This window comes from Lentzea cavernae (genome assembly GCF_014653695.1).
GTDB classification, from domain to species: Bacteria; Actinomycetota; Actinomycetes; order Mycobacteriales; family Pseudonocardiaceae; genus Lentzea; species Lentzea cavernae.
The window spans coordinates 106969-132285 of record NZ_BNAR01000001.1 but is presented as its reverse complement, the minus strand read 5'-3'; the positions used below and the strand labels follow the sequence as shown (position 1 = coordinate 132285).

The window sequence follows — 25317 nt, the reverse complement described above, 5'->3', positions numbered from 1 at the left end:
GGTTCTCCTTGCGTCACGACGGTTTTCCGGAGGCGGGTTCGGGCGTGGCGAAGTGCGCCGTGGCGGTGGCCTCGCTGCCGATCGCCTGGTTGCCCACGTTGCTGACACCGCCGGTCTGGATCACGCCCTGGTTGAGGATCGTCATCTGGCGGTTGCGGAACTCGGTGGTGTCCACGCCGCGCTCGTCGAGGAAGTCCAGCAGCGCGGCGAGCACGTGCCGTTCGATCAGCTTGAGGTGCTTGGCGGCGTCGGTCTTCTGGAAGTAGTTGTGATAGTTCGTGTCCGTGGCCTCCTCGCGGACGCTGAACCGGGCGCCGTAGCTGTAACCGAGGTCCTGCTGGGCGATCGCCCGCTCGACGGTGCGGTGTCGCTGCCAGCGCCAGTGGGAGGTCAGGTCGCGCACCACGCGGAAGGGAGCGCGCGGCACCGCGCCGGCCAGCCCGCTCGCCGCCCTGGCCAGCATGCGGCCGACCGCGCCCGCCGTGAGCACCGGGCTGATCCGGTCGACGTCGTGGTACTGCTGCCACAACGGTCCCAGCACCGTCCGGTCGCACTGCAGGTAGAGCAGTCGCCCGTCGGTGGAGAAGTGCAGGAACGTGCTGGCGACCACCTCACCGCCCCACGACGGGACCTGGGCGCAGAGGTAGTGCCGCGCCGAGCCGTGCGGGCGTGCGGCGAGCCGGGCCAGGTCCTCGGCGGGCAGGTGCTGGCGCGGTGCCTGGTCGCGCTCGGGCAGCAGCGACGGGTGCATGGTGAGCGCGTTGCCGCTGACGAAGGCCCGTTCGGTGAGGAACAGCCCTGGCAGCTCGTCGGGCTGCACGCCGATGCCCGTCAGCCGGTCCCGCACGTGGGCCACCAGGTCGACGGCGTCGAGCGGCACGACGCTCTCCGTGTCGGAGTCGCGCCGCAACGACGGCAGGGCGAACGACCACGTGGACACGAGCGAGCCGTGCCCGATGAACGGGGTGAAGCCGTCGTAGACGGTCACGTTGCCGCGTTCGGCCTCGTCGATCGCCGCCAGCCGGTCGGACAACCACGCCTGGCTCGGCGGCAGCGGCGGCGCCGCCTCCGGGTGGAACGCGGCTCGGGTGAGGTCGCTCAGCAACGTCTGGCGGGTCTGCCACTCGCTCCACACCATCAGCGCGTACATGCCGAGACCGAGGAACAGCGCGAGCCACGGCAGGCCGACCAGCCAGTCGTCGACCGGGGGTTCCGGCCGCGGACGGCTGCGCGTCGGCGCCGGGGCGCTGCCGAGCGCGGACACGACGGACACGGCCAGCAGGAGCAGCACCGCGAGCGTGACCAGCGCGACCACGACGTCGCGCAGCCGGCGGGACTCACCGGCGCGCCGGGCGAGGCCACCGGCGATCGGAAGCACCACCAGCAACGCCAGCAGGGTCCACAGTGGAGAGATGACCAGCGCCAGTGCCGTGGCCACGAGCAGGCACCAGTCCCGCACCCGGCGCTGCCGGATCCCGGCCAGCGCGTGCGCCAGCACGGGGCGCACCGAGAAGCCGACCGACGGCGCCGCGGCGTGCAGGTCGTCGTGCAGCAGCGCCTTGGTCATCCGGTCGGCGAACCTCTCGTCGGTCCGGGCCGCGACGCACAGGTAGCGGGTCGTGTCGTCGGGGGAGAACGCGGTCGGCTGGCTCATCGATCCCCTTCACCACAACGACTTCGGTGCGTGGACACGGCGCTCGCGGCTCGCCGGCGTCCGGCGCCGCAGGGCCACGACGGCGCCGAGGACGGAGCCGAACAGCACGCCGAACGCGGCCGACGTGCTGAGCTGGACGAGGAAGAACTCCTCCGGCTGGCCGTCGAGGAGGTAGGGCCCGGTCTCCCGCGAGTCGAGCAGAACCGTCACCGCCACCGAGGCGACCATCCCGGAGACCACGGCACTGAGCGTCGTGAGTCCCACGGTGGTGACGAACAGACCCTTGCCACCCGCCGCCTCGCTCACCCATCGGGAGACCCTCGACAGTCCCATGACGGCCAGCGCCACGAACAGCACCGTTCGCAGGTTCGCGAACCAGAAGAAGAACGGACCGGCGCTGTCGAGGTCGACGTGCCAGCTCGGGTAGGAGAACAGCACGGAGACGACGCGGAGAGCCGAGCCGGAGTCGGCCAGCGCGACCTGCAGGTCCAGCCACGGGTTGCCGACCACCACGACGAAGCCGAGCAGCACGGCGACGCCGGGTTCGAACAACCGCGGTAAGTGGGGTTCCCCCTGCCCTGTCACCCCGCAAACCTAGATCTTCCAACGGTTTCGCTGCGACGGCCGATTGGCGTATGAGTGGGCGGGCCAGGCCGCCGATCAGGTGCAGGCGGTCGCCGTTCGGCTCTGGTCCGCCCGCTGGTCCGCCGCGTGGTAGGAACGTGGCAGAGGAAGCGCGCTGCCCACTGAGCCGCGATCCGGAGGAGCTCACCGATGACCCACCCCCGTCCCCAGCTGACGCGGGCGACCTGGACCGACCTGTGCGGCGAGTGGGAGTTCGCCCACGACGACGCCGAGGCCGGTCTCGACGAGGACTGGCACGCGGCCGGGGCGGTGTTCGACCGCACGATCACCGTGCCCTACCCGCCGGAGTCGGCGGCGAGCGGCATCGGTGACACGGGCTCGCACCCCGTCGTCTGGTACCGCCGCACGTTCTCGGCGGAGGCGGACGGGCACCGGGTGCTGCTGCACTTCGGCGCCGTCGACCACCGCGCGTCGGTCTGGGTCAACGGGCGGCTGGTCGCGACGCACGAGGGTGGCCACACGCCGTTCTCCGCCGACGTCACCGCCGCGTTGCACGACGGCGACGAGCAGGTGCTGGTCGTGCGGGCGGAGGACCGCGACGACCCGCACCAGCCGCGGGGCAAGCAGGACTGGCGGGCCGAGCCGCACGAGATCTGGTACCACCGCACCACTGGGATCTGGCAACCCGTGTGGCTCGAGCGGGTGCCGCGGGTGTGGATCGACTCGGTGCGCTGGACGCCCAGGCCGTTCGACGGGGTGGTCGACCTGGAGGCGGGGTTCGGCGGTGTGCCCGACGGCCACCGGCTCGACGTCCGGCTGCGGCTGGGCGACGAGGTGCTCGCCGAGCAGTCGGTGGTGGTGCGCGGTGAACGCGCCCGGCTCACGATCACCCTGCCGGCCGCGGAGAACCGCCAGGAGCTCCGCCGGCTGCTGTGGTCCCCCGAACGGCCCGTCCTGATCGACGCCGATCTGGAGCTCTCCGGCGCGACGGGGACCGACGTGGTGCACAGCTACCTCGGGTTGCGCGAGGTCGGTGTCCGCGAAGGCCGCTTCACGCTCAACGACGCGCCGTACTTCCCGCGGATGGTCCTGGCCCAGGGCTACTGGCCGCGGACGCACCTGGCCGCGTCGGACGACGACCTGCTCCGCGAGGCGCGGCTGGTCAAGGAACTCGGGTTCAACGGCGTCCGGGTGCACCAGAAGGTCGAGGACCCCCGGTTCCTGCACCACTGCGACCGGCTCGGCCTGCTCGTGTGGGGCGAACTGCCGAGCACCTACGCGTTCTCGGCGACGTCGGCCGCCCGGCTCAGTCGCGAGTGGACGGAGGTCGTGCGGCGCGACGCAAGCCATCCCTGTGTCGTGGCCTGGGTTCCGCTCAACGAGAGCTGGGGCGTGGACCACATCGCCACCGACCCCGCGCAACGGGCGCTGGCGACGGCCCTGTACCACCTCACCAAGGCGCTGGACCCGACCCGGCCGGTCATCTCGAACGACGGCTGGGAGCACACGGTCAGCGACATCTACGGCCTGCACGACTACACCCCGACCGCCGCGGGACTGCTGTCCCGCTACGGGGACGCCGCCCGCGTCGAGTCCACTTTGGCCGGATCAGGCCCGGCCGGGCGGCGCCTGCTGCTGGAGGGGCGCGTGCCGGGCGTTCCGGTGATGCTGTCGGAGTACGGCGGCCTGAGCTTCACCCCGCAGGCGGGGGAGGAGTGGCACGGTTACGCGACGCTCGCGGACGCGGACGCGTTGCTGAAGCGCTACGACGAACTCACGTCCGCGCTGCTCGAAAGCCCTGCGGTGGCGGGGTTCTGCTACACGCAGCTCACCGACACGCTGCAGGAGACCAACGGCCTGCTCACCGCCGACCGGCTGCCGAAGCTGCCCGTCGACGAGGTGCGCCGGATCAACACCCGCCCCGCCGCCGCGATCCCGGTCGAGGAGGTCGCCGGCGAGTACCGGCAGGCGAAGCGCAGCGCGAGCGGCGAATGACCCGGCTCAGGGCTGACTGAGCGCACGTTCCATGGCGAGGCGCGCACGCCCGGGAGCGGCCTGGTCGTGCTGCAGCTGCATGGCGGCGTTGAGCGCGAAACCGGCGGCGAGGATCTCGAACAGCGCCTGCTCGACGTCGAAGCGCCCGGGAAGCTCACCCCGCTCGACCGCGACGACCAGGTCGGCGCGCAGCTGCTCCTGCCAGCGGGACCACACCTCGACCACCGCGTCGCGGACCGCGCCGGGGCGGCCGTCGTACTCGCTGAGCGACGCCGTCACGAGGCACCCGCCGGGCAGCAGCGGTTCGGTGAGGTAGCGCACCGAGTTGTCGCAGAGAACGCGCAGGCGCCGCAAACCGGGCTGTTCGGTCAGCGCGGGCTCGACGAACTGGTGCCAGAAGTCGACGAACGCCTTGTCCAAAGTGGAGATCTGCAACGTCTCCTTGGTGCCGAAGTGCTTGTGCACACCGGACTTGCTCATCTCCAGCTCGTCGGCGAGGCGGCCGATGGTGATGCCGTCCAGCCCCTCCTCCGAGGCGATCGCGGCGGCGCGGCTGAGGATCCGGGCTCGGGTGACCAGTGCCTCGGCTGCGGAGCGACGCGGTGACATGGTACAACAATAGCGTACGTGCGTTCGCTATTGATTTGGAGAACGGTCGTACGCTAACTTCGCCGCACAGACCGCGACGAGGGAGTGCGAAGTGCGAGTACGACGACTGGGCTGGGCGGGTCTCGAGGTCGAGGCGGCGGGCAGGAGGCTGCTCATCGACCACGTGCTGGACCTGTCACCGCTCTTCACGGGCTGGAAGCCGGGCATCGGGCTGGTGGCGCCGAGCGGGCAGGCCACCGCCGCGCTGGTCACCCATCTGCACCGCGACCACACCGACGCGACCGCGCTCGCGGAGGCGTTGCCCGCGGGAGCGCCGGTGCTGCGCCCGGCGCCCGGCCACGGCGACGACGTGGACAACGTGGCGACCCTGCTGAGCGAGCGCGAACTGGCTGAGCGGCGGCTGGCCGTCGAGGTCGTGGACACGTGGTCGGTGCGCGAGTTCGGGCCTTTCCGGGTCACGGCGGTGCCGTCCGTCGACGGGCTGGGCGACCCGCAGCTGAACTGGGTGGTCGAGGCAGACGGCCAGCGCGTCTTCCACGGCGGCGACACGATGTTCCACGGCTGGTGGTGGCTGGTCGCGCGCCGCTTCAGCCCGTTCGACGCGGTCTTCGTGCCGGCCAACGGCGCGGTGGTCGACGCACCGCACCTGCAGCCGCCGAGCCCGGTGGCCGCGGCGATGACCCCGTTCCAGGCCGCGGCGGCGGCGGAGGTCCTGGGCGCCCGGTACGCGGTGCCGATGCACTACGAGGCGGAGCAGCCGTTCAAGCTGCCCGGCTACGTCGAGGTGGGCGATCCGGAGGGGGAGTTCCGCAGGCACGCCGGGCAGCGCGCGCACGTGCTCGCCGTCGGGGAGTGGCTGGACCTGGCCCTCTGACGGCACTCGGCTACTGGTCGGGCTGGATGACCAGCAGCCGGAACGTCGTCGACGGCGACTCCCGCCCGCACGTCTGCAGGATGTGCCAGGCCAGGTTGCCGGGGCCGCTCTCGTGCTGGTCGAGGCGCTCCCGGCCGATCCCGAGGACGCCGTCCGGGCTCTCGTCGAGGAGTTCGGGAGTGCCCACGAGCACGGCGATGCCGAACGCCAGCACGTCGGCGCGCAGGTCGTCGTCGAGGTCGTCGGTGAGCCCGATCGAGCACCTCGGGTCGCCGTTGCCGTCGGAGCCCACGCCGACCAGGCCCGCGAGGCCCAGGCTGCGCGCCGCGGGCACGTCGAACACGCGGACGTTCGTCTCCATCGCCAGCGCCATCAGCCTGGCCACCGGAGTGGTGAGGAGTGGGTCGTCGATGACGGCGTCGCCGTCGCCTGCCGGGTCGTCCGCGGGTTCGCCCATGATGCGGACGATCATATTGGTGGATCTCCGTCCGATGGCCCGGCCCGGACCTGTCCGTACAGGTGAATCCCGACCGTCCGGGGTGGACGAACGCCCGGGAACTCCTCGGGGCCCTCCGACGACTACTGGGGTGGGACGAGCTGGAATGCGCCCGTCGTGGTGGCGAGATCCGGGCGGATGTTGGCTTCGCGGCCACTTCCTCGTGCCGTGCCCGGACGGTGACCATTGGCGCCGTCCATCGTCACCGGCGGTAGGGGAGGCTGGTCTTGCGGGTCCACATCGTCGTCTTCGACGGCATGGACGACCTGGACGTCGTCGGGCCGTTCTCGGTGCTCGGCATGGCCGCGCGGGCCGGGCTCGGCGTCGAAGTGCGTCTGACCGCGCCGAGCGGGTCCGCGGCGACCACCCGGGGTGGGCTGCCGCTGCACCCGGAGCCCTGGGCGCCTGAGGAGGCGGACGTCCTGATCGTGCCCGGTGGCGGTTACGCCTCGGGCGAGAACACGGGTGTGCGCGCCGAGATCGCCGACGGCAGGTTGCCGGCCGCGCTGGCGCGGGCCGTGCGCCCGGACCTGGTGCTGGCGTCGGTGTGCACGGGCGCGTTGCTGCTGGCGGCGGCCGGTCTGGTGACCGGCAGGCCGTGCACCACGCACCACCGGGCGGTCGGCGATCTGGTGGCGGCGGGCGGTGTGCACGTCGACGCGCGCGTGGTCGACGACGGTGACCTGGTCACGGCCGGCGGTGTCACGTCCGGGCTGGACCTGGCGCTGTGGCTGGTCGAGAGGTTCCGCGGCCCCGACGCGTCGGGACTGGTGCAGCGCGCCATGGAGTACGAGCGCCGCGAACCGTTGTGGCGCGGGGCTGGAGCAGGTGTGCGGCGATGAGGAGCAACGGCCCGATGAGACGAGCGGTTCTGGTTCTGGCCGCGGTGCTGCCGCTGGCGGCGTGCGGCACGGCGAGCCCGTCCGCCGCGCCGGCGTCCGTCCCGAGTGGACCGGTCACGGTGAAGGACTGCGCAGGCAAGGACGTCACGTTCGACAAGACGCCCGAGCGGGTGGTGACGCTCGACGGTTACGCCGCGCAGACACTCGTGCGGCTCGGGGTGGCGGACAAGATCGTGGGCACCGGGTTTCCGGCGCCGTTCAGCGCGGACCAGGCGCCGCACGCGGAACGGCTGGCGAAGATCCCGGTCCTCGCCGAACGGGTGCCGGTCACCGAGGTGGTGGCCGCGCAGCAGCCCGACCTGGTGCTGACCAGCTTCGAGTCGTTCGGCGGCCCGTCCGGCAGCCCGAAGGACGCCGACCTCGTCACCATGAGGGCCAAGGGCCTCACCTCCTGCCTGCGCGGACCCGGCAGCGGACGTGCCGCGCTGACCGACCTCGCGCCCACCTACGAGTACGTGCGCAAGCTCGGCGCGGTCTTCGGGGTGGGCGAACGCGCCGAGCAGCTCGTCGCGGAGCTGGAGGGACGGGCGAAGGCGGTCGCGGCGAAGACCTCCGGTGCCAAGCCGAAGGTGCTGGTGTTGCAGGACAACCCGGTGGCGGGGCAGCCGTTGCAGACATCGGGCGCCGGCACCATCGCGCACGCCCTGATCTCCCTGGCGGGCGGCGAGAGCATCTTCTCCGACGTCTCGTCGATGCACGCGGAGATCTCGCCGGAGGAGGTCGTCCAGCGCGACCCGCAGGTCGTGTGGGTCATCACGGACTACACGTTCGCGAAGCTGAAGGGGCAGGAACTGGTGGCGGCGGTCAAGGCCAACCCGTTGCTGGCGAACACCACCGCCGGCAGGCAGGGGAAGATCATCTCGACCTCGCAGTACCTGGTGTCGTTCCCCAGCCCGCTCAACGTCGACGGCCTGGAACAGCTCGCGAACGCCCTGCACGCCGGCTGACATGACCACCGCTCTCGACGAACGCCGCGCGTCGCCCGTGCGGCACGCCGTGCCCTATCCGGTCCTGCTCACCGCTCTGGCGGCCGTCCTCGTCGTGTCGGCGTTGCTGGCCACCGGGGTCGGCCCGGTCGGCGTGCCCGCGGACGAGGTCGCGCGCATCCTGCTGCACCACCTGGGCGGAGGGGGAGACACCGGTGCCGCCGCGGACCTGATCGTGTGGCGGATCCGGTTCCCCCGCGTGCTGCTCGGAGCCGTCGTGGGCGCGGGGCTCGCTCTCGCCGGTGCCGTGGTGCAGGGCGTCGTGCGCAACCCGGTCGCGGACCCGTACCTGCTCGGCCTGTCCCACGGCGCGTCGGTGGGAGCGGTGCTGGTCCTGACGACGGGGGCGGCGGTGCTCGGCGCGCTGACCCTGCCGGCGGCGGCGTTCGCCGGTGCCACCGCGGCGATGGCGGTCGTGCTCGTGATGGCCCGCCACCGCGGCCGCCTGCTGCCGATGCGGCTGATCCTGGTCGGTGTCGCGTTCGGGCACCTGTTCGCCGGGCTCACCTCGTTCATGCTCGCCCGCACCGACTCCTCCGCCGCGCAGCAGCAGATCATCTTCTGGATGCTCGGCGGACTGTCCGGCGCCCGGTGGGAGACCCTGCCCGTCACGGCCACCGTCGTCGCCGCAGTGGCCGTGCTGCTGATGATCCGCGCACGCCGGTTGAACGCCCTCGTCCTCGGCGAGGAGGCCAGCGCCGCTCTCGGCGTCAACGCCACCAGGCTCCGCTGGTACCTGCTGGTCCTCACCACGCTGCTGACCGGCACGGTCGTCGCGGTGTCGGGCGGGATCGGGTTCGTCGGCCTGATCGTGCCGCACCTCGCGCGCATGCTCGTCGGCGCCGACCACCGGCGGATGCTGCCGGTCACCGCGCTGCTCGGCGCGTTGTTCCTGCTGTGGGCCGACGTGGCGGCCCGGATCCTGATCGCACCGGCCGAGCTCCCGATCGGCATCCTCACCGCGTTCCTGGGCGTGCCGTTCTTCCTGCTCGTCATGCGGGCCCGCGGCCTCGCCACCCAGGAGAACGCATGAGACTCGACCTCGACTCCGTCTCGGTGGCGCTCGGCGGCCGACCGGCTCTCGACCACGTCAGCATGACCGTCCACTCCGGACAGTTCGCCGCGCTGGTCGGCCCGAACGGCAGCGGCAAGTCCACCCTGCTGCGCACCGTCTACCGGGCGCGGCGCCCCGACTCCGGCACCGTCCGCCTCGACGGCCACGACCTGTGGTCCGTCCCCGCGGCCCGGACGGCACGGCACATCGGCGTGCTCATGCAGGAGCAGCACACCGGGTTCGAGTTCACCGTCGCCGAGACCGTCGCCCTGGGCCGCACCCCTCACCTCGGCCTGTTCGACCGGCTGACCCGCGCCGACCACGAGGCGATCGACGAGGCCCTGCACCGCACCGGGCTGACGGCGTTCACCGGCCGCCGGGTCGGCGAGCTCTCCGGCGGCGAACGCCAGCGCGTGCTGCTCGCTCGCGCGCTCGCCCAGCAGCCGCGGTTGCTCGTGCTCGACGAACCCACCAACCACCTCGACCTGCGCCACCAGCTCGACCTCCTCGAGCTCGTCCGCGACCTGGACGTCACCGTCCTCGCCGCCCTGCACAGCCTCGACCTCGCCGCCGCGTACGCCGACACCGCGGCGGTGCTCCAGGACGGCCGGCTGGTCGCCTGCGGGCCTCCCGCCGACGTGCTGACGCCGGAGACCATCGGCGAGGTGTTCGGCGTGGACGCCACCGTGCACCACGACGACGGGACCGCCCGGTTCGTCCTGCGGCCGCGCTGCGTGTGCCCGGACGCGTGCCACTGGAGCTGCCGCACCCGCCGGCTGAGCGGGGTCGGCGCCGATGCCGACTGACCCGCACGTCGTCGCCGTGCTCGCCCTCGACGGCGTGGTGGGCTTCGACCTGGCCATCCCGTGCCAGGTCTTCGGCCTCACCCGGCTGCCCGGCGGCGACTACCCGTACCAGGTGCGGGTCTGCGGCACCGCCCCGTCGGTGACGGCCACGGCCGGCGGTGTCGGCTACTACCGCATCGAGGCCCCGCACGGCCTGGACGCGGCACAGGACGCGGGCACCATCGTCGTGCCGGGGGTGACGCGCACCCGCACGATCCCGCCCGAGGTCACCGACCTGCTCCGCTCCGCCGCCTCCCGAGGCGCCCGGACGGTGTCCATCTGCACCGGCGCCTTCGCCCTCGCGGAGGCGGGCCTGCTGTCCGGCCGCCGCGCGACCACGCACTGGGCCGCCGCGGCCGAACTGTCCCGCCGCCACCCGGACGTCGAGGTCGACGCCGACGCCCTGTACGTCGGCGAGGGCAGGGTCTTCACCTCCGCCGGCGTCGCCGCGGGCCTCGACCTGTGCCTGCACCTCGTGCGCCGCGACTACGGCGCCGCCGTGGCCGCGTCCGCCGCGCGGGCCGTCGTCATGCCGCCCACCCGCGACGGCGACCAGGCCCAGTTCATCCCGCCGCCCCCGCCCACGACCGGCGGCACGCTCTCGGCGACGCTGGCCTGGATGCGGGAGCGGGCCTGCGCTCCGCTCACCCTCACCGACGTCGCCCGGCACGCGAACCTCAGCACCCGCACCCTGACGCGCCGGTTCCGCGAGCAGACCGGCACGACTCCGCTGGACTGGCTGGCCCGCCAGCGCCTCCAGCTCGCCCGGGAGCTCCTCGAGACCACCGACCTGGCCATCCCCGTGGTGGCCGAGCGCAGCGGTCATGGTTCGGCGACGGCGTTGCGCGCGCACTTCGACCGGGCGTTGCACACGAGTCCGCAGCGGTACCGGCAGACCTTCCGGCAGCCGGGCTAGTCCGGCGAGGCGGTTACCCTGCGCCGCAGGAAGAGCACCGCGCCGACGCCCGCGGCGACCAGCACCGCGACGAGGATCCACACCGAGGCGGGCACGCCGCCCGAGTCGTCCTGGACCTGAGCCGCGGGCGTGACGCTGGACGTGGCGGTGGTGGTCGTCGTGGCCGGCACGGTTGTCGTAGTTGTGGTCGTCGCTGGTGCGCTGAGGGTGAAGTCGATCGTGCCGCTCACCGGGTCGCCGTCCGCGGAGATGACCGTCCAGGCGATCGCGTAAGCGCCGGCGGGACCGGTCGCGGTGACCGGAGCGGTGACCACGGCGTCGGTCACCGCTATCTGCCCGACCGTCCACTTCACACCACCGGGCCCGGTCACGGCGATCGCGTCGGCCGGCAGCGTGACCGGTTCGCTGAACGTGAGCTGGACCTGCTGCGGCGGGGCGGGCATGGCCGCACCCTTGGCCGGGTCGCTGCTCTTGAGCTCGGTGTGCGCCGAGGCAGGCACGGCCGTGGAGCCGAGTGCCACGAACGCCAGCAGCAGAGCCGCGGCCGTGCGCCGGAAGGGCATCGACGTCCTCATCTCGAACGGGATCAGGCGACGTCGCGCCGGCTCACCGGCCGCAGCCGGACGCGGCGGGCACGGTGCTTGTCCTCACGGCGTGAGGACTCGGAGGAGTCTTCGGTGGTGTCGCTGTCCGAAGAAGACGTCGTGCGTCCGCCGGGGCCCCGGTCGCGGAAGTGCGTCAGCGCCAGCAGGGCGAGTGCCGCGAGCAACAGGGAGTGGGACAGGACGCGGCCGGCGGTGGCGGTGCCGTTGAGCAGGTCGCTGGCCGAGTAGGGGATCAGCACGGCGACGAACGCGGCGGTGACGGGCAGCATGCCCGCGGTCGCGGCGGGGCGCAGCGCGGTCCAGAGCAGGCCCAGCCCGAGCGCGAGGTTCCAGGCGGTGCTCTCGTTGAACAGGTGGCTGCTGTCGACGCCGGTGGCGTGGTCGCCGTGCGCGGACGAGCCGGTGCCGAGCACCTGGGCCAGGCCGAGGGTGAGCTGGGCGATGGCGACGCCGCCCAGCACCGTCCTGGGCAGCCAGCCGCGGGGCGCGGGCGGGATGATCGGGGGAGCCGCGTCGAGGATCGCGGCGGTCAGGTCGGGCACGGGGGTCGCCGCCCGCACGCGCAGGGTGCGGTTGAGCGTGGTGGCGGTCTCCTGCCACTCCTGGCAGTCCGCGCACGTCTCGAGGTGCGCGTCCACCTCGGCGGCGGGCACGCCCTCGTCTTCCCCGTCGAGTCGCGCGGACAGGGCTTCGCGGCAGGTGCTGCAGTCCACGTTCACATTGTCGGTCATGGCGCCCACTTGGTTCCCGGTGATCTGCGAGCGGTTCGGAGCGGACCCGCACCGGGCACGTGGCCCGGTGCGGGTGTCGCGGCGGTGGACATCGGCGCTGTGGGGATGACCACGCCGATGTGACGTCTCATGCGGCCCGGCTCACCACCGGGCTCAGCCGTGGACGCCCGCCCGGCGAGCCGGGTGGTGTGCCCGGACGGTTGCTGCCGCCGGAGAACTGGTGTCCGCCGACCCTCGGACGGTGTGGAGCCGGTCGGTTTTGGTGTTCGCGCCGCACCACGAGGGCGACGACCGGGGGCAGGCGGGAGGCGGCCCGTGAGACGGTTGCGGCGCCGCCGGGCAGGTCGGCTGCCGGGAGAACGGCGAGCACGCCGACGGACCACCCCGGCGCCGGCAGCAGGCCCGCCGCCCGTTCGGCGCGCAGTGCCGCGTGGAGCAGGCTTACGCCGAGCGCGAGCTGCGTCACACCGGCCGCGCCCAGCGCCACGCGCCGCCACGACGGGTCGTGCGGCGAGAGGACGGCGTCGACCCGGTGGACCTGCCTGACCCGGATCGCCCTGGTCAGGGCCGGTGCCCGGACGAGCCACCCGGCGCGGTCCGCGCACGTGCCGAGGTGCGCGACCACCTCGGCGGCGGGCACGGGTTCGTGCTCACCGCCGAGGCGGACCGAGAGCGCTTCGCGGACGGAGTGACAGGACACGTTCCAGTAGTCGGTCCGAATGGCCGGTCAGTTCCCGAACTTCCGCCCGTTACGCTTCGGAATCGTGAACTTCGCCGATGACGAGGTGACCCGCTGGGCGTTGCAGGCCCGGGAGGGTGACCGCGACGCCCTGGAACGGTTCGTGCGGGCCACCCAGCGCGACGTGTGGCGTTTCGTCGCGCACCTCGAGGACGTCGGTGTGGCGGACGACCTCACGCAGGAGACGTTCCTGCGCGCGCTGCCGAGCCTGCGCAACTTCGAGGCGAGGTCCTCGGCGACGACGTGGCTGCTGTCGATCGCCCGGCGGGTCGTGATCGACCAGGTGCGGATGGCGCGGTCGAGGCCTCGGGTGTCCGCGGACGTCGACTGGGTGCAGGCGGCGGACCGGGGGCACAGCGGCTCGTCCGGCTTCACCGGTGTCGTGGAACTCAACCTGCTGCTCGACGCGCTGGCGCCCGACCGGCGCGAGGCACTGGTGCTCACGCAGGTGCTCGGGCTGGGCTACGCCGAGGCGGCCGAGGTCGTCGGCTGCCCGATCGGGACGATCCGCTCCCGTGTCGCGCGAGCGCGTGAGGACCTGGTCAGGGCCACCGGGAGCGACGCCAGCGAAACCGGCTGAGCCTCGCCGGGAACTACCCCGGCCGGGTGAACGACCTGTAGCACGTGACCGCGTTGTCCCTGCTGCTCGAGGGAGTGCACTGCCGCTACGGCAGGCACTCCGCCGTTCATTCCGCCGACCTCGACGTGCCCGCCGGTCTGCGGGTCGCGCTCATCGGCACCAACGGTTCCGGCAAGTCGACACTCCTGCGTGCGGTGCTGGGTTTCCAGCCCGTCTCCGACGGCGTGGTCGAGGTCGGCGGCGAGCGGGCGGCGACGGCGGCGCAGTGGCGCAAGCGCCGCGGCGAGGTGGCGTGGATCCCGCAGTTGCGGTCGACCGGCCGGTTTCCCCTGCTGCTGGGCGAACTCCTCGACAGCAGCGGTGACGGGGAGGCGGCGCGGGAAGCCGCCGCACGGCTGGGGCTCGCGGGGATGGAGTCGCGCGGGGTCCACACCCTGTCCGGTGGGCAGGCGCAACGGGCGTGGCTCGCGCGTGCGGTCGGTGCCGTCGCCGCGGGGGCGGGGATGCTGCTGGCCGACGAACCCACCGCGGCACTGGACTTCGCGGGACAGGAGGAGGCCGCCGCCGTTCTCACCGGGTTGCCGGTGACGCTGCTGGTGGCCACCCACGACCGTGCCGTGGCCGACGCGTGCGACCGGGTCGTCGAGATGGCCGCCGGACGGCTGCGGGACGTCGCGTGATCGCGGAGTTGCTGGCGCTGGTTCCGGTGCAGCGCGCGGGTTTCGGCCTGCTGCTCGGTGCGGTCGCGTTGCCTCCGGTCGGGGTGCTGATCGTCGGCCTCGACATCTACCCGGTGCGGTTCGCGATCATGCACGTGGCGTTGCTGGGCAGCGCGATCGGTCTGCTCACCGGCACGGATCCCTTGCTGTGGGCCCTTGTGCTGTGCGCGCTGGCGGGTGGTGGGCTCGCGCCGTTCGCCACGACCTCCGCCGGGTTGTCGGGTGCGATGGGGCTGTTGATGAGTCTCGCGATCGCCGTGGCGTTGCTGGTTTTGTCGATTTCCGGCGTGAACGCCAACGGTGCCTTCGAGTTGTTGTGGGGATCCATTCTCTCCACCCGGCCGGCCGACCTCGTGGTGCTCGGGGTGCTGGCGGTGGTGATCCCGGCGCTCTTCTGGTGGCGCCGCAGGGATCTGTCGTTGTTGCTGCACGACCGGGAGCTCGCCGCCTGCTCGGGCGTGCGCACCGGTCCGTTGACCGCGGCCCTGCTCGTGGTGATCGCGGTGTCGATCGCCGGAGCGATCAAGCTGACCGGCGCGTTGCTCGTGGACGCGCTGACGTTGTTGCCCGCACTGGCCGCGCGGCGCATCGGGCGCGGGCTGACCGGGATGGTCGTCGCGTCCATCGGCATCGGGCTCGTGGTGGCCGTGGCCGGCCTGTTGCTCGCACTCGCGCTGGACCAGCCCCCTGGTCCGGTGCTCGTCCTGCTGGCGGGCGTGATCGCCCTGCTCGCCCAGCTGCTACCGATGAGGAGAACCTGACCCGTGAAGATCAAGCTCGTCGTGCTCGGCGCGGTGCTCGCGCTGACCGCCTGCGGGGGCGGCGCGCCGACCGCGGCGACCCCGGACGCCCCGGCGGGCAGGAAGGTCGTCGCGGCCACGGCGTGGGAGGCCGCGCTGGCCAGGGCCGCGGGCGCGACCGACGTGAAGGTCGTCGTGCCGGCGACCGTCGCGCACGCCGCCGACTACGACCCCAAGCCGTCCGACCTCGCTGCCGTGGCCGGGGCTGATCTGGTGCTGTACGCGGAGTTCGAGGGGTTCGCGGGCAAGCTGAAGGAGGCCGCGGGCGGGTCGGCGAAGGTCGAGGCGGTCAAGCTCGAGAACGCGCCGGACGTGGTGCGCGCCGAGGTGCTGCGGCTCGGCGGCCTGCTCGGCACGACGGCCGCGGCGCAGGAGTGGCTGAAGAAGTTCGACACCACGCTGGCCGACGTCAAGACGCAGGTGGGCGGGGCGTTCCCCGGCGGCAGGGCGCCGAAGGTGGTGAGCCAGGCGTTCGTCGCCTACATGGCCGCGATCACCGGTGCCGAGGTCGTCGGCACGTTCGGCCCGCAGCCGGTCACCCCCGGCCAACTCGCCGAGCTGTCGGGCAAGCAGCCGGACCTGGTGTTCGACAACGTGCACATGTCCACCGGCACGGTGCTTCCCGGCTCGTCGGCGAAGCAGGTCAAGATCGTGAACTACCCCGGTGAGGACTTGGACCTCCTCGGCGTCTTCAAGACCAACGCCGAGGAGATCACCCGAGCGCTCAAGGCCTGACGAGGTCCTGCACGGCGCGGCGGTCGACCTTGCCCGCCGCGCCGAGCGGGAGCGCGTCGACCACGACCAGGCGTTCGGGGAACTTGCGCGGCTCCAGGCCCTGCGCCGCCAGGTGCGCGGTCAGTTCCTCCAGCGCCGGCACGGGATCGGCCACGACGCACGCGCACAGTCGTTCGCCCAGGACCTCGTCCGGCACTGGCACGCACACCACGTCCCGCACGGCGGGGTGGGTGGAGATGAGGGCTTCCACCTCCGCGGGGCTGATGTTCAGGCCACCGCGGATGATCACGTCCTTGCGCCGCCCGACGACGTGCAGGTAGCCGTCGGCGTCGATGCGGCCGAGGTCGCCGGTGCGCACCCAGCCGTCCGGGGTGCGGTAGCGCTCGTTGAGCTCCGGTGCGCCGACGTAGCACAGCGGGGACATCGGGCCGAGCGAGACGATCTCGCCGACCTCACCGGGCGGGACGTCGCGCAGCGAGTCGTCCACGATCCGCAGCCGGGCCACCGTCGGGTTGGGACGGCCCGCGGTGCCGGCGTGACTGGGCGGGTCGTCGAGCGCGGTGTGGCAGTTGACGCCGTCGGCCGAGCCGTAGACGTTGACCACCTTGCAGCCCAACGTCTCGCGAACACGTGCGGCCGTGGTGGCGTCGAGTGCGGCACCGCCCAGCGCCACGACCCGCAGGCTCGAGGTGTCGAACCGGGCCAGGTCGGGGGAGTCGACGATCATCCGCAGCATCGTGGGCACCGCCAGCACGTGCGTCGGCCGGGCGCGTTCGATCATCGCCAGCGCCTTCACGACGTCGAACTTGGGCAGCAGCACGAGAGTGCCGCCGTGCACCGCCAGGGTGACCGAGGTTCCGTTGCTGCCGTAGGACGACGCGAGCGGGACCATGACGAAGTTCCGCAGATCCGGGCTGTCGCCGACGAGTTCGCCGATGAACCGGCCGCGACCGCCGACGAGGGCGTTGTGGGAGTACAGCACCATCTTCGGCGCCGCCTCGGATCCGGAGGTGACCAGGATCCGGGCCGGGCCGTCGGGATCGGGGGAGTCCGGTTCGAACCGCGCGGGGTCGGCTGCCAGCAACGCCGTCACCGGCACGCAGCCCGCCGGCACCGGACCGCCGCCCGCCGCGATGACGGTGCGCAGGTCGGGCAGCTCACCGGCCAGCGCGCGAGTGCGTTGCGCGCAGGGGTAGTCGCCGTAGAACGTCGTGGTGACCGCGGCGACCGCGCCGGAACGGCTGAGCAGGCTCGCCGCCTCCCGGTCACCGCGACCGACCGGGTAGGGCAGCGCGATCGCGCCCAGCGCGGCGATCGCGAGGTCGAACGCGCAGGCGAGTCTGCCGTTGGGCAGCTGGATCCCGACGACGTCGCCCTGCCCGACCCCCATGCCCGCCAGGCCGACGGCGAGCGAGCGGGCCATGAGGTCGAGCTCGGCGTAGCTGACATCACCGTCGGCGTCGACGATCGCGGTGCGGCCGGGACCGGCGAGCACGTGCTCTCTGAACAACGAGTACAGGTCGCGGTCCCGGTAGAGGCCGGTGGCCGCCCACGAGCGCCGGACCTCGTGCGGCACCAGGTCGGCCAGGTGCTTCACGGCGAGGGGTGCGGCGAGCGTCACGAGAACCTCCACGGGGAACCGAGTGCGGGACAGCCGCGGTCGTCGCGGCCCAGAACGGCGGCGAAGCGGGGATCACCCAGCAGCGCCGCGAGATCGCCGGCCACGTCCACACCGCCGACGCGGCCGTCGGCGGGAACGCGGAAACCTGGTGCGGGGCGGCCGTTCTGACCGGCGAGCAACGCGCTCGCGGCGCCGAGCAGGCTGCTCTCGACGGCGACGCCACGGCCGGTCAGCCTCCGGGTGAGCACGCCCGCGAGCACGGCTTCGGCGCCGACCAGTCCGCCGAGCACGTCCACGAGCGTCATGAGCGACGGCGCGGGGTCCTCATCGGACGGACGCACGAGCTCGGCCAGCCCGGTGCGGGCCTGGACCATGAAGTCGGTGCCCAGCGGGACGTTCGGCAGCGCGCCACCGCCCCAGCCGGAGGTGTACGCGTAGACGATGCCGCCGGGGAGGTCGGGTGCGGCGAGCCGCCACCTCTCGGCGTTGCCCGGAGCCCAGTTGTGCAGGAACACGTCCGCGTCCGCCAGCGCGTCGCGCAGCCGTTGCCGGTCGGCCGGGTCCTTCAGGTCGATCTCGACGGCGCCCTTGCCGCGGTTGAGCGCGAGCCAGCGTGCGGAGGTGTCGCCCGACATCGGCGGCATGCCGCGCAACGGGTCGCCGCCCGGTGGTTCGACGCGGATCACTTTGGCGCCCAACAACCCCAGGAGGTGTGCGGCCATCGGCGCCTGGATGCGCCGACCGGCCTCGTAGACCACGAGGTCCGTGCCGTCGCGCGTCGTGTGACCACCGGTGGGCTCGATGCGCCACGGGCCGGCGATCGGTTCGATCGGACTGTGCAACGCGCACACGCTTGCACCGCTGATGGCGGCGGCTTCGGTGATCTCCGCGTAGGTGGCGCCACGGGTTGCCTTGTGCAGCGCGTCCGGGATCGGGGCGGTCGCCGTCGCGTAGCGGAACTGGTAGGGCCTCCAGCCGTCCCGCACCGGCACGGCGCCGGTGCCCAGTGCCGTCCAGAACGCCGCCCACACCTCGGGAACCAGCGCCTCGACCTCGAACCGCACCCCGTCCGCGCTGACGAACGGCGGGCCACCCGGCCGCAGGTCGACGGCCTCGGCCTCGTCCGCGCCGGCCGCCGCCAGGTACTGGGAGATCGTCAGCAACGCGGCCTCGGCGACGCTGGTCCGCACCCGTGGCTCACCGCGCAGGATTGCCGCCAGCAACCCGGTCATCGCGAGAACGCCCGCTGCCGTGCCGCAGTAGTCCACGCCGATGCCGCGCGGCGAACCGGAACTCCTGCCGTGCACGTGCATCACACCGCACGCGGCCTGGACGGTCGCCTCGTCGCGCAGGCCGGGGACGGTCACCGGTCCGGCCCAGTCGACCACCACCTCGTGCCGGTCCCCGTTGCGCAGTACGACAACGGCCTCCGCCGCGTGCTCCGTCGAGCCGCCGCCGACCTCCGCCCCCAGGGCACGGAGATGAGCGCGCATCAGGCGTGCCGCCGCGCTCGTGCCCGAGACGGACGCGGTCGCGCCGTCCAGGGCCGAGACTTGCACTGCTGTGGCTTCCGTCATGACTCAAAGGTCGGACGCAGAGCCATCCGGGTTCCCACGATGGTGTGATGTGTCGGTGACAGGTGACACCCAGTTGCGTCGGTTCGTCGACGACGTCGTGATCCCCGCCGAACCGGAACTGGACGCGGGCCGCGGTCTGGAACTGCGCGAGCGCGCCAGAGAAGCCGGCTTGTGGGCACGGCCGTTGCCGGTCGAGCTGGGCGGCGGTGGCCAGCCGCTCGCCGGCTACTTCGCGGTGGCGGAGGACGAGGGCCGCAGCGACCACGGCCCGGACGTCGTCGGCTCGTCCAGCCTGCTGAACGTCCGGATGCTGACCGCGCACGCCCACCCCGAGCTGAAGGACGAGGTGCTCGCGAACCTCGTGGCGGGACGCGTGCACGTGAGCTACGCGATGACCGAACCCGATGTGGCGGGCTCGGACCCGTCCGGTCTGCGCACCACCGCCGAACGCGGCGCCGACGGCTGGTGGACCGTCACGGGCCGCAAGTGGTTCACCAGCGGTGCGGCGCGCGCGGACCTGGTGCTGGTCATGGCCCGCACCGGTGACGGGTTCTCGGTCCTCGCCGTGCCCGCGGGCGGGTTCCGGGTCGAACGGGAGCTCGACGTCCTCGGAGCCGGCGGGCAGCACGAGATCTCGTTCGACGCGGTCCGCGTGCCGCCGACGCACCTCGTCGGCGAACCGGGCCAGGGTCTGCGACTGGCCGGCGAACGCCTCGCGCTGGGACGCACGCTGCGGGCGTTGCGCTGGATCGGCCAGGCGCAACGGTGCCTGGACCTGCTGGCGGACCGCGCGGTGTCGCGGGTGCTCGGCGACGGCGTGCTGGCCGACCGGCAACTGGTGCAGCGCCTGGCTTTCGAGTCCGAGCTGGAGGTGCGGTCCGCTCGGCTGCTCACCCGCGACGCCGCGGCCCTGGTCGCCGGTGGCGAGCGCGCGCCGGTCGAGGTGAGCCTGGCCAAGGTCGCCGCCGCACGTGCCCTGAACACCGCCGTGGACGCCGCCATCCAGGTCTACGGCGCGGAAGGCCTCACCGCCGCAACGGGTCTGCCGCGGTTGCTGCGCGTCGCACGGTCCGCCCGCATCCTCGACGGCGCGGACGAACTGCACGTCACGACGACCGGACGCCGGTTGCTCACCACACGCCGGGCGGCGCCAAACCCGTGACGATCGCGGCGCCGAGGAAGGTGAAGAAGTCGCCCCACACGACCTGCAGCCCGGTCATGCCGTCGTACTCGGCGCCTTCCGGCAGTGTGCGCAGCAGTTGTTCGCCTTCGCTTCTCCTGCCCGCCTTCAGCATCGCCACGGCCGCGATCGCCTGCGCAGAACTGTCCTCAGTGGACACGGTCCAGTCGCCGGGGTTCGTGAGCAGGAGCCAGGCCTTGCCACGCGGCCATTCCGGGGTGAGGCGCAGGTGCGCGTCCTGGTGGCGCCGGGCGATGTCGTGGTGGGCGTGGGCTTCCAGCAGCGGAACGGCCCCGGCGGCTCCATCCGCGCGGACGGCAGGACCGTCGGCGGCGAGCGCGGTGCCCCAGGGGATCGCGCCCAGCTCCGCGTCGAAGCCGGCGGCGAGACCGTCCGCGACCTTCGCCGTGCTGGGCCTGGGTGCGAGGAGTCCCAGCCGTTCCGCGCCGCTGCCGTACCAGAAGATCATGCCGCGCAGCACCGTGTCCGCGTCCGCCCACACGTCCAACCGGTCCCGCACCGCTGCGAGTTCGCCGGTTCCGGTGGCGAGGCGGCGCAACGTGAGCAGCCCCGCCCAGAACCCTCCGGTCCACGACCCGCGGGCAGAGGTCTTCCACCTCCCGTCGCGACGGTAAAGCGGAAAGCGTTCCCCGGCAACGACTTCCGCCTCGTCGACCTGCTCGCACATCCGCCGCACCAGGTCGTGCGCCCAGTCGCTCACACCGTCACCTCAGTGCGTCGCGTGACCAGGAACGCGATTCCGGTCGCCACCGCGAACGCCACCCCGACCACGACCCACAGCCAGGTGTAGCCGGCCCGGCTCACCACCAGCCCCGTCACCGGCGGTCCGGCGGCGAACCCGCCGAAGAACCCGGCCGACGCCACCGCCGCCGCCCGTCCGGCCAGCTTCTGCGGCACCGCCCGCATCACCGCGACCATCGAGACCGCGTTGCCCGACACCGCGAACACCCCGATCCCCGCCGCACCGAACCACACCAGCCAGTGCGCCCCGTCCGCCAGCGCCACCACCGCCACGGAGACGACGGCACCCAGCCCCAGCGACGGCAGCACGGCGGCGGGGTCGTCCGCCCGGCCCGCCGCCCCGCTCCACCACACCCGGCCCGCGATGCCGGCCAGTCCCATCACCGCGAGGAGCCACGCCGCGACCGGCGCGGACAGGTCGAGCCGCTGCACGCCGTACAGGGCGAAGAACGTGTTCACCGACGCCAGCCCGAACCCCAGCGCCACCGAGAACGCGGCCAGCGCGCGAACCCGTTGCCCCACAACGCCTGCCGGCCCGCTCCTGGCAGGTGGAACGGGCACCGCGAGCCGTGCGGACGCCACCGCACCGGCCACGCACAGCACCGCGAGCACCCCGACACCCCACCGCCAGTCCACGACCGCGGCCGCACCGGCGAGCGGCACACCCGCCACGAACGCCCCCAGCTGCACGCCGGACTGCTTCCAACCGGTCACCGGCCCGCGGTGCTCGGGTGCCACGGCCGCCATGATCACCTTGTTGGTGGCGGGATTGGCCAGGGCCTGCGGAATGCCGCCCAGAGCGACACCCGCGGCGATCCACCAGGCCGACCCCGCGACCGCCAGCACGGTCAGCGCCACCGCGCTCACGAGGAACAGACCGACGAGACCGCGCTGCGGCCCGATCCGGTCCACCAGCGCACCCGCGGGCAGCGACAACACCGCGGCCACGCCGAACCCGGCCGCTACCAACGCACCGAGCTGCCACTCGGCCACCCCGAGTTCGGCGATCAGCACCGGTCCCAGCGCGCCCAGCACGAACAGCTGCAGCATCGACACGGCCATCGCGGCCGTGGACACCGCGGTCACGACGGTTCTCACGTCCCAGAGGTCGGACGCCGGGACGGGGGAGTTCCAGGTGAACCGGGACGTCGTGCGGTTCGTAACCCCAGGTGTGAGGATGCTGCGCGGCGACGACGCTGAGATCACCGGCCATGCGCTTCGTGCGCGCACGGGCGACCGTGCCGCCACGGAGGCGTTCGTCCGCGCGACGCAGGCCGACGTGTGGCGGTTCGTGGCGCACCTGGCGGGCGACGTGCGGCTCGCGGACGATCTCTCCCAGGAGACCTACCTCCGGGCGCTGCCGGCCCTGGCGCGCTACGAGGGCAGGGCACCGGCTCGCACGTGGCTGCTGTCGGTGGCCCGCAGGGTGGTCGCGGACCACATCCGTTCCCTGCGTTCGCGGCCCCGCCCGCACGACGGCGCGGACGACGCGGGGGAGCGGGTCGAGCCGGGCTTCGCCGAGGACGTCGTGCTCAACGAGCTCGTCAGCGGACTCGACCCCGAGCGGCGCACGGCGTTCGTGCTGACCCAGTTGCTGGGCCTGTCCTACGCCGACGCCGCCGAGGTCTGCGGCTGTCCTGTCGGGACGATCCGGTCGCGGGTCGCCCGCGCCCGCGAAGACCTGGTCATCGCGATCGACGACGACCGCACGGGCCGCCGCGTGTCCTGACCGCGGGCTTTCGCGGGGCGGGAGGTTGCAGGTCCCCCGACCCGCCACCTCCGCTCCTCCGGTTCGGAGCCACACCGGTACCGGGTTGGTCGAACGAGATCGCCGACCAGTTCCCCAGTTAGCTCAGTCGCCTTGTCCGGCGACCACCGGTGTGCGTTCGGACTTCCGCGCGCGCACGGCGCCGATGACGCCGTCGAGGATCAGGAACGCCACGAGGCTGATGCCCAGCAACGGCATGGCGATCCCGACCGCGATCAGCACGAGCGGCGCGGGGATGACGAACCACAGCGGGAGCTGCTGCCACCCACCGCGCTTCGGAGCCGCGCCGAGAGGCGCACTGCGGTCGGCGCGGGTCGGCCTGCGCTGCCACCACATGCGGTAGCCGAAGAAGATGAGCGCCAGGATCGTCGCGGCGAGCAGCAGGAGCGCGATCTGGTTGGCCAGGCCGAACAGCAGACCCATGTGGGCGTAGATGCCCAGGGAGGACAGCTTCGCCAGGAACGGGCGGTCGGCGAAGTCCGCGCGGGCGGTGACGGTCCCCGTGGCGGGGTCGACGGCGGCCTTGTCCTGGCGGATCGGCCAGAGCTGGTCGGTCTGCGCGACGGACCACGCGGTCCCGGCAGCGGCGGGGGCGAGCTCGACCGGTCCGTCGAGGCCGGCCCCGCGTCCGGCGGCGAGCACCTCGTCGAAGGTCTTGGCGTCCACCGGCTCGGTGCTGCCCGCGCTGCCGTTGTGCTCCGAGTGCTCACCGGCCGCGGGAGCGGCAGGCGTCGAGCCGGGGAGAGCGGTGTCGAGAGCGGGCGCCTTGGCGTTGAGCGCGACGAGCACCGCGCTGAAGTTCTCGCCGGCGTAGTTCGACCACGTGAGCCCGGTGGCGGACAGGAACAGCGCGCCGACGAGTGCCCACACGCCGAGGCTCGCGTGCCAGGACCGCGTCTTGCGCACGCCCTTGGCGCCCTTCTCCGGCACCAGCAGCGCGCGCACCCGGCGCTTGGCGGTGCGGCGGCGGGCGATCCAGAGCACGAGGCCCACCAGGGAGAGCACCCACAACCAGCTGGCGGCGAGCTCCGAGTACAGGTTGCCGACCGGGCCGAGGTTGAGGTCGCGGTGCAGCTGGTCGAGCCAGGTGACGGCCGGGGTCGCGCCCGCCCACGTGGTCAGCTCGCCCTGCACTTGCGCGGTGTAGGGGTTCACGTAGACGGTCTTGCTGTACTCCTCGGCCAGACCGGGGGCCGCGAACACGACGCGCGTGGTGGCCTCGGGGTCGTCGAAGAGCTGCACCGCCGTCACGGTGCCCTCGGGCAGGGACGCCTGCGCCGCCGCGACCTGCTCGGAGACGGGACGGGCGGTGCCCGCGGGCTCCACCCACAGCTTGTCGCCGTAGAGGACGTCGTCGATCTGCGGCGCGAACGCGTAGAGCATGCCGGTCACGGCGGCCACGACCAGGAACGGCCCGATGAGCACCCCGGCGTAGAAGTGCAGCCTGCGCAGCAGTGGCACGACGGAGATCTGGCTGGTCCGGGTCGTCTCGTCTGTTCGTTCGAGCTCGAGCGGGGGAGCGGACATCGGGGACACCTCTGCAGGGGGACGGAGTGCGGGCTTGGAGCAGTAGTCGTCCGCGACCCCGGCCTGGTTCCCGCGTTCTCCGCGCATGACTGACCGCGCTCAGCCGGTCACGGAGCGCGTCCCGTCCTGGCGAAGGGGGCGGCCTGTCCTCCCGCCCCCTTCCCCCTTCCCACCCGCCGCCATCAAGAGGTGCCAGCACTCAGGTGGTCGGCCGGAGCGGCGCCCTGGTTCCCGGGTTCTCAGCGCACGGCGACGACCACGTGGTCGTCGCCGTACTGCCAGACGACTCCGACGTCGCTGAACCCGGCCCGCAGCAACGCGTCCTCGTGCCAGCGGGCGCTGAGGTCGTTGCCGTGGCCACCCGACTTCGTGGCCAGCTCGTCCTCGGTGAACATCGCGCGCAACCCGGCGTCGGACCGGGCCTCGTCCCACCAGGTCGCCCAGTCCTCGTTCGCGAGAACCCCCGCCCGTTCGGCACGGCGCTCGCGCACGAACTCCGCAATCTCCCGCAGCACCGGCCGTTCGGGGTACAGGTGATCACCGTTGACCAGCACGCCGCCGGGACGGATCACAGTCGCCAGGTCGTCGTAGACGCCCTGCAGCCGCTCGGGCTCGAGCCAGTGCAACGCGGTGGTCGACACGGCGGCGTCCCACATCCGGTCGCCACCCGCCCGCCCGGTCCAGCCGGGCTCGCCCAGGTCGGTGAGGACGTAGTCGATCGACGCCTGCGCGGGACGGGTGTGGCGGGCCAGGCCGAGCAGGAACGGGTGCACGTCGACACCGACGATCCTCGCGTGCGGGACCCGCGCGTGCAGCCGCGTCGACAACGAACCGGGCCCGCAGCCCAGGTCCACCACCAGCGGGGCCTCGACGGGCGCGCACACGCGCTCGACCACGTCGCCGATCACCTGGAAGCGCTCCTCTCGTTCGGCGATGTAGTGCTCCTGCTGGCGGTCCCACCGCTCGACCCACGTCCTCGCGACGGCTCCGTGGTCCACCATTGCCTGATCTCCTCTGGGTCGGTCGGATCGACTGATCAAGAGTGTCAGCTCGTCCG

26 protein-coding genes are annotated in these 25317 nt (G+C 72.9%); 13 read left to right on the top strand and 13 right to left on the bottom strand.

The window, feature by feature from the left end; translation table 11 throughout:
* Positions 1-13: 13 nt before the first annotated feature.
* Both IE307_RS00655 and IE307_RS00650 read right to left on the bottom strand, forming a co-directional pair.
* The gene (locus tag IE307_RS00655) at positions 14-1654 is read right to left on the bottom strand and encodes an AbeC-like domain-containing protein (protein ID WP_191295466.1); all 1641 of its coding nucleotides are present in this window, start codon (positions 1652-1654) and stop codon (positions 14-16) included.
* A gap of 9 nt (positions 1655-1663) precedes the next feature.
* On the bottom strand, positions 1664-2239 hold the full coding sequence (locus IE307_RS00650; protein ID WP_191295465.1) for a hypothetical protein: 576 nt from the start codon (positions 2237-2239) through the stop codon (positions 1664-1666).
* Positions 2240-2428: 189 nt separating this feature from the next.
* Between IE307_RS00650 and IE307_RS00645 the strand changes: the two genes are divergently transcribed.
* The gene (locus IE307_RS00645) at positions 2429-4234 is read left to right on the top strand and encodes a glycoside hydrolase family 2 protein (protein WP_191295464.1); all 1806 of its coding nucleotides are present in this window, start codon (positions 2429-2431) and stop codon (positions 4232-4234) included.
* Positions 4235-4240: 6 nt separating this feature from the next.
* Here IE307_RS00645 and IE307_RS00640 read toward each other — a convergent pair whose 3' ends face one another.
* Positions 4241-4843, bottom strand: a complete 603-nt coding sequence (locus IE307_RS00640; RefSeq protein WP_191295463.1) for a TetR family transcriptional regulator C-terminal domain-containing protein — start codon at positions 4841-4843, stop codon at positions 4241-4243.
* Positions 4844-4934: 91 nt separating this feature from the next.
* Between IE307_RS00640 and IE307_RS00635 the strand changes: the two genes are divergently transcribed.
* Positions 4935-5717 carry an MBL fold metallo-hydrolase gene (locus tag IE307_RS00635; RefSeq protein WP_191295462.1) on the top strand — a complete coding sequence of 261 codons (783 nt, stop codon included), beginning with the start codon at positions 4935-4937 and terminating at the stop codon, positions 5715-5717.
* A 10-nt stretch (positions 5718-5727) separates the two neighbouring features.
* On the opposite strand, the gene IE307_RS00630 is transcribed toward IE307_RS00635, so the two are convergent.
* Positions 5728-6189 (bottom strand): hypothetical protein, encoded by a 462-nt coding sequence (locus IE307_RS00630; protein ID WP_191295461.1) that lies wholly within the window; start codon positions 6187-6189, stop codon positions 5728-5730.
* 251 nt (positions 6190-6440) lie between these two features.
* Between IE307_RS00630 and IE307_RS00625 the strand changes: the two genes are divergently transcribed.
* From IE307_RS00625 to IE307_RS00605, 5 genes are read left to right on the top strand one after another with little or no spacing between them, the layout of a single operon-like run.
* Positions 6441-7055 (top strand): DJ-1/PfpI family protein, encoded by a 615-nt coding sequence (locus tag IE307_RS00625; protein ID WP_191295460.1) that lies wholly within the window; start codon positions 6441-6443, stop codon positions 7053-7055.
* Positions 7056-7069: 14 nt separating this feature from the next.
* On the top strand, positions 7070-8062 hold the full coding sequence (locus IE307_RS00620) for an ABC transporter substrate-binding protein (RefSeq protein WP_191295459.1): 993 nt from the start codon (positions 7070-7072) through the stop codon (positions 8060-8062).
* 1 nt (position 8063) lies between these two features.
* Positions 8064-9134: a FecCD family ABC transporter permease gene (locus IE307_RS00615; RefSeq protein WP_191295458.1), complete on the top strand. Its 1071-nt coding sequence runs from the start codon at positions 8064-8066 to the stop codon at positions 9132-9134.
* Positions 9131-9961, top strand: coding sequence for an ABC transporter ATP-binding protein (locus IE307_RS00610; RefSeq protein WP_191295457.1), 831 nt, complete (start codon positions 9131-9133; stop codon positions 9959-9961). The genes IE307_RS00615 and IE307_RS00610 overlap by 4 nt, the downstream gene beginning before the upstream one ends.
* Positions 9951-10916, top strand: a complete 966-nt coding sequence (locus IE307_RS00605; protein ID WP_191295456.1) for a GlxA family transcriptional regulator — start codon at positions 9951-9953, stop codon at positions 10914-10916. The genes IE307_RS00610 and IE307_RS00605 overlap by 11 nt, the downstream gene beginning before the upstream one ends.
* On the opposite strand, the gene IE307_RS00600 is transcribed toward IE307_RS00605, so the two are convergent.
* The 3 genes from IE307_RS00600 to IE307_RS00590 all read right to left on the bottom strand — a co-directional run bounded on the left by IE307_RS00600 (position 10913) and on the right by IE307_RS00590 (position 12952).
* On the bottom strand, positions 10913-11479 hold the full coding sequence (locus IE307_RS00600) for a copper resistance CopC family protein (RefSeq protein ID WP_191295455.1): 567 nt from the start codon (positions 11477-11479) through the stop codon (positions 10913-10915). The genes IE307_RS00605 and IE307_RS00600 overlap by 4 nt on opposite strands.
* Before the next feature lie 23 nt (positions 11480-11502).
* A complete protein-coding gene (locus tag IE307_RS00595; protein WP_229904251.1) occupies positions 11503-12252 on the bottom strand; it encodes a zf-HC2 domain-containing protein in 750 nt (249 codons plus the stop codon).
* A 127-nt stretch (positions 12253-12379) separates the two neighbouring features.
* On the bottom strand, positions 12380-12952 hold the full coding sequence (locus IE307_RS00590) for a hypothetical protein (RefSeq protein WP_191295454.1): 573 nt from the start codon (positions 12950-12952) through the stop codon (positions 12380-12382).
* 19 nt (positions 12953-12971) lie between these two features.
* Here IE307_RS00590 and IE307_RS00585 point away from each other — a divergent pair, with 19 nt between their 5' ends.
* Genes IE307_RS00585 through IE307_RS00570 form a run of 4 tightly spaced genes read left to right on the top strand, consistent with a single transcriptional unit; the run spans position 12972 to position 15825 of the window.
* Positions 12972-13571, top strand: a complete 600-nt coding sequence (locus IE307_RS00585) for a sigma-70 family RNA polymerase sigma factor (protein WP_191295453.1) — start codon at positions 12972-12974, stop codon at positions 13569-13571.
* Between the two features lie 44 nt (positions 13572-13615).
* The gene (locus IE307_RS00580; protein WP_191295452.1) at positions 13616-14251 is read left to right on the top strand and encodes an ABC transporter ATP-binding protein; all 636 of its coding nucleotides are present in this window, start codon (positions 13616-13618) and stop codon (positions 14249-14251) included.
* Positions 14248-15051 (top strand): metal ABC transporter permease, encoded by an 804-nt coding sequence (locus IE307_RS00575; protein ID WP_191295451.1) that lies wholly within the window; start codon positions 14248-14250, stop codon positions 15049-15051. Before IE307_RS00580 ends, IE307_RS00575 begins: the two co-directional genes overlap by 4 nt.
* 3 nt (positions 15052-15054) lie before the next feature.
* Positions 15055-15825 (top strand): metal ABC transporter solute-binding protein, Zn/Mn family, encoded by a 771-nt coding sequence (locus tag IE307_RS00570; protein WP_191295450.1) that lies wholly within the window; start codon positions 15055-15057, stop codon positions 15823-15825.
* On the opposite strand, the gene IE307_RS00565 is transcribed toward IE307_RS00570, so the two are convergent.
* Both IE307_RS00565 and IE307_RS00560 read right to left on the bottom strand, forming a co-directional pair.
* On the bottom strand, positions 15815-17446 hold the full coding sequence (locus IE307_RS00565) for an AMP-binding protein (protein WP_268250326.1): 1632 nt from the start codon (positions 17444-17446) through the stop codon (positions 15815-15817). The two genes, IE307_RS00570 and IE307_RS00565, sit on opposite strands and share 11 nt — an antisense overlap.
* Positions 17443-19023, bottom strand: a complete 1581-nt coding sequence (locus IE307_RS00560; protein ID WP_229904250.1) for a CoA transferase — start codon at positions 19021-19023, stop codon at positions 17443-17445. The genes IE307_RS00565 and IE307_RS00560 overlap by 4 nt, the downstream gene beginning before the upstream one ends.
* 55 nt (positions 19024-19078) lie before the next feature.
* On the opposite strand from IE307_RS00560, the gene IE307_RS00555 reads away from it, so the two are divergent.
* Complete coding sequence (locus IE307_RS00555; RefSeq protein ID WP_229904249.1) at positions 19079-20185, top strand: acyl-CoA dehydrogenase family protein; 1107 nt, start codon at positions 19079-19081, stop codon at positions 20183-20185.
* Here the strand turns inward: IE307_RS00555 and IE307_RS00550 are convergent.
* Both IE307_RS00550 and IE307_RS00545 read right to left on the bottom strand, forming a co-directional pair.
* Positions 20154-20924 (bottom strand): hypothetical protein, encoded by a 771-nt coding sequence (locus IE307_RS00550; protein WP_191295448.1) that lies wholly within the window; start codon positions 20922-20924, stop codon positions 20154-20156. The two genes, IE307_RS00555 and IE307_RS00550, sit on opposite strands and share 32 nt — an antisense overlap.
* A complete protein-coding gene (locus IE307_RS00545; RefSeq protein ID WP_229904248.1) occupies positions 20921-22063 on the bottom strand; it encodes an MFS transporter in 1143 nt (380 codons plus the stop codon). Before IE307_RS00545 ends, IE307_RS00550 begins: the two co-directional genes overlap by 4 nt.
* A 79-nt stretch (positions 22064-22142) precedes the next feature.
* Between IE307_RS00545 and IE307_RS00540 the strand changes: the two genes are divergently transcribed.
* Positions 22143-22694 (top strand): sigma-70 family RNA polymerase sigma factor, encoded by a 552-nt coding sequence (locus IE307_RS00540; protein ID WP_191296402.1) that lies wholly within the window; start codon positions 22143-22145, stop codon positions 22692-22694.
* A gap of 123 nt (positions 22695-22817) precedes the next feature.
* On the opposite strand, the gene IE307_RS00535 is transcribed toward IE307_RS00540, so the two are convergent.
* Together IE307_RS00535 and IE307_RS00530 are read right to left on the bottom strand one after the other, a co-directional pair.
* The gene (locus IE307_RS00535; protein WP_229904247.1) at positions 22818-24260 is read right to left on the bottom strand and encodes a PepSY-associated TM helix domain-containing protein; all 1443 of its coding nucleotides are present in this window, start codon (positions 24258-24260) and stop codon (positions 22818-22820) included.
* 239 nt (positions 24261-24499) lie between these two features.
* Positions 24500-25261 (bottom strand): class I SAM-dependent methyltransferase, encoded by a 762-nt coding sequence (locus IE307_RS00530; protein WP_191295446.1) that lies wholly within the window; start codon positions 25259-25261, stop codon positions 24500-24502.
* Positions 25262-25317 lie beyond the last annotated feature (56 nt).

Bases quoted from the DNA above. Each gene is read 5' to 3' on its own strand.
- IE307_RS00645 (WP_191295464.1), top strand. From the start codon at position 2,429: ATGACCCACCCCCGTCCCCAGCTGACGCGGGCGACCTGGACCGACCTG.
- IE307_RS00530 (WP_191295446.1), bottom strand. From the start codon at position 25,261: ATGGTGGACCACGGAGCCGTCGCGAGGACGTGGGTCGAGCGGTGGGAC.
- IE307_RS00615 (WP_191295458.1), top strand. From the start codon at position 8,064: ATGACCACCGCTCTCGACGAACGCCGCGCGTCGCCCGTGCGGCACGCC.
- IE307_RS00585 (WP_191295453.1), top strand. From the start codon at position 12,972: ATGGCCGGTCAGTTCCCGAACTTCCGCCCGTTACGCTTCGGAATCGTG.
- IE307_RS00540 (WP_191296402.1), top strand. From the start codon at position 22,143: ATGCTGCGCGGCGACGACGCTGAGATCACCGGCCATGCGCTTCGTGCG.
- IE307_RS00620 (WP_191295459.1), top strand. From the start codon at position 7,070: ATGAGACGAGCGGTTCTGGTTCTGGCCGCGGTGCTGCCGCTGGCGGCG.
- IE307_RS00640 (WP_191295463.1), bottom strand. From the start codon at position 4,843: ATGTCACCGCGTCGCTCCGCAGCCGAGGCACTGGTCACCCGAGCCCGG.
- IE307_RS00600 (WP_191295455.1), bottom strand. From the start codon at position 11,479: ATGCCCTTCCGGCGCACGGCCGCGGCTCTGCTGCTGGCGTTCGTGGCA.
- IE307_RS00595 (WP_229904251.1), bottom strand. From the start codon at position 12,252: ATGACCGACAATGTGAACGTGGACTGCAGCACCTGCCGCGAAGCCCTG.
- IE307_RS00535 (WP_229904247.1), bottom strand. From the start codon at position 24,260: ATGTCCGCTCCCCCGCTCGAGCTCGAACGAACAGACGAGACGACCCGG.
- IE307_RS00630 (WP_191295461.1), bottom strand. From the start codon at position 6,189: ATGATCGTCCGCATCATGGGCGAACCCGCGGACGACCCGGCAGGCGAC.
- IE307_RS00655 (WP_191295466.1), bottom strand. From the start codon at position 1,654: ATGAGCCAGCCGACCGCGTTCTCCCCCGACGACACGACCCGCTACCTG.
- IE307_RS00610 (WP_191295457.1), top strand. From the start codon at position 9,131: ATGAGACTCGACCTCGACTCCGTCTCGGTGGCGCTCGGCGGCCGACCG.
- IE307_RS00560 (WP_229904250.1), bottom strand. From the start codon at position 19,023: ATGACGGAAGCCACAGCAGTGCAAGTCTCGGCCCTGGACGGCGCGACC.
- IE307_RS00605 (WP_191295456.1), top strand. From the start codon at position 9,951: ATGCCGACTGACCCGCACGTCGTCGCCGTGCTCGCCCTCGACGGCGTG.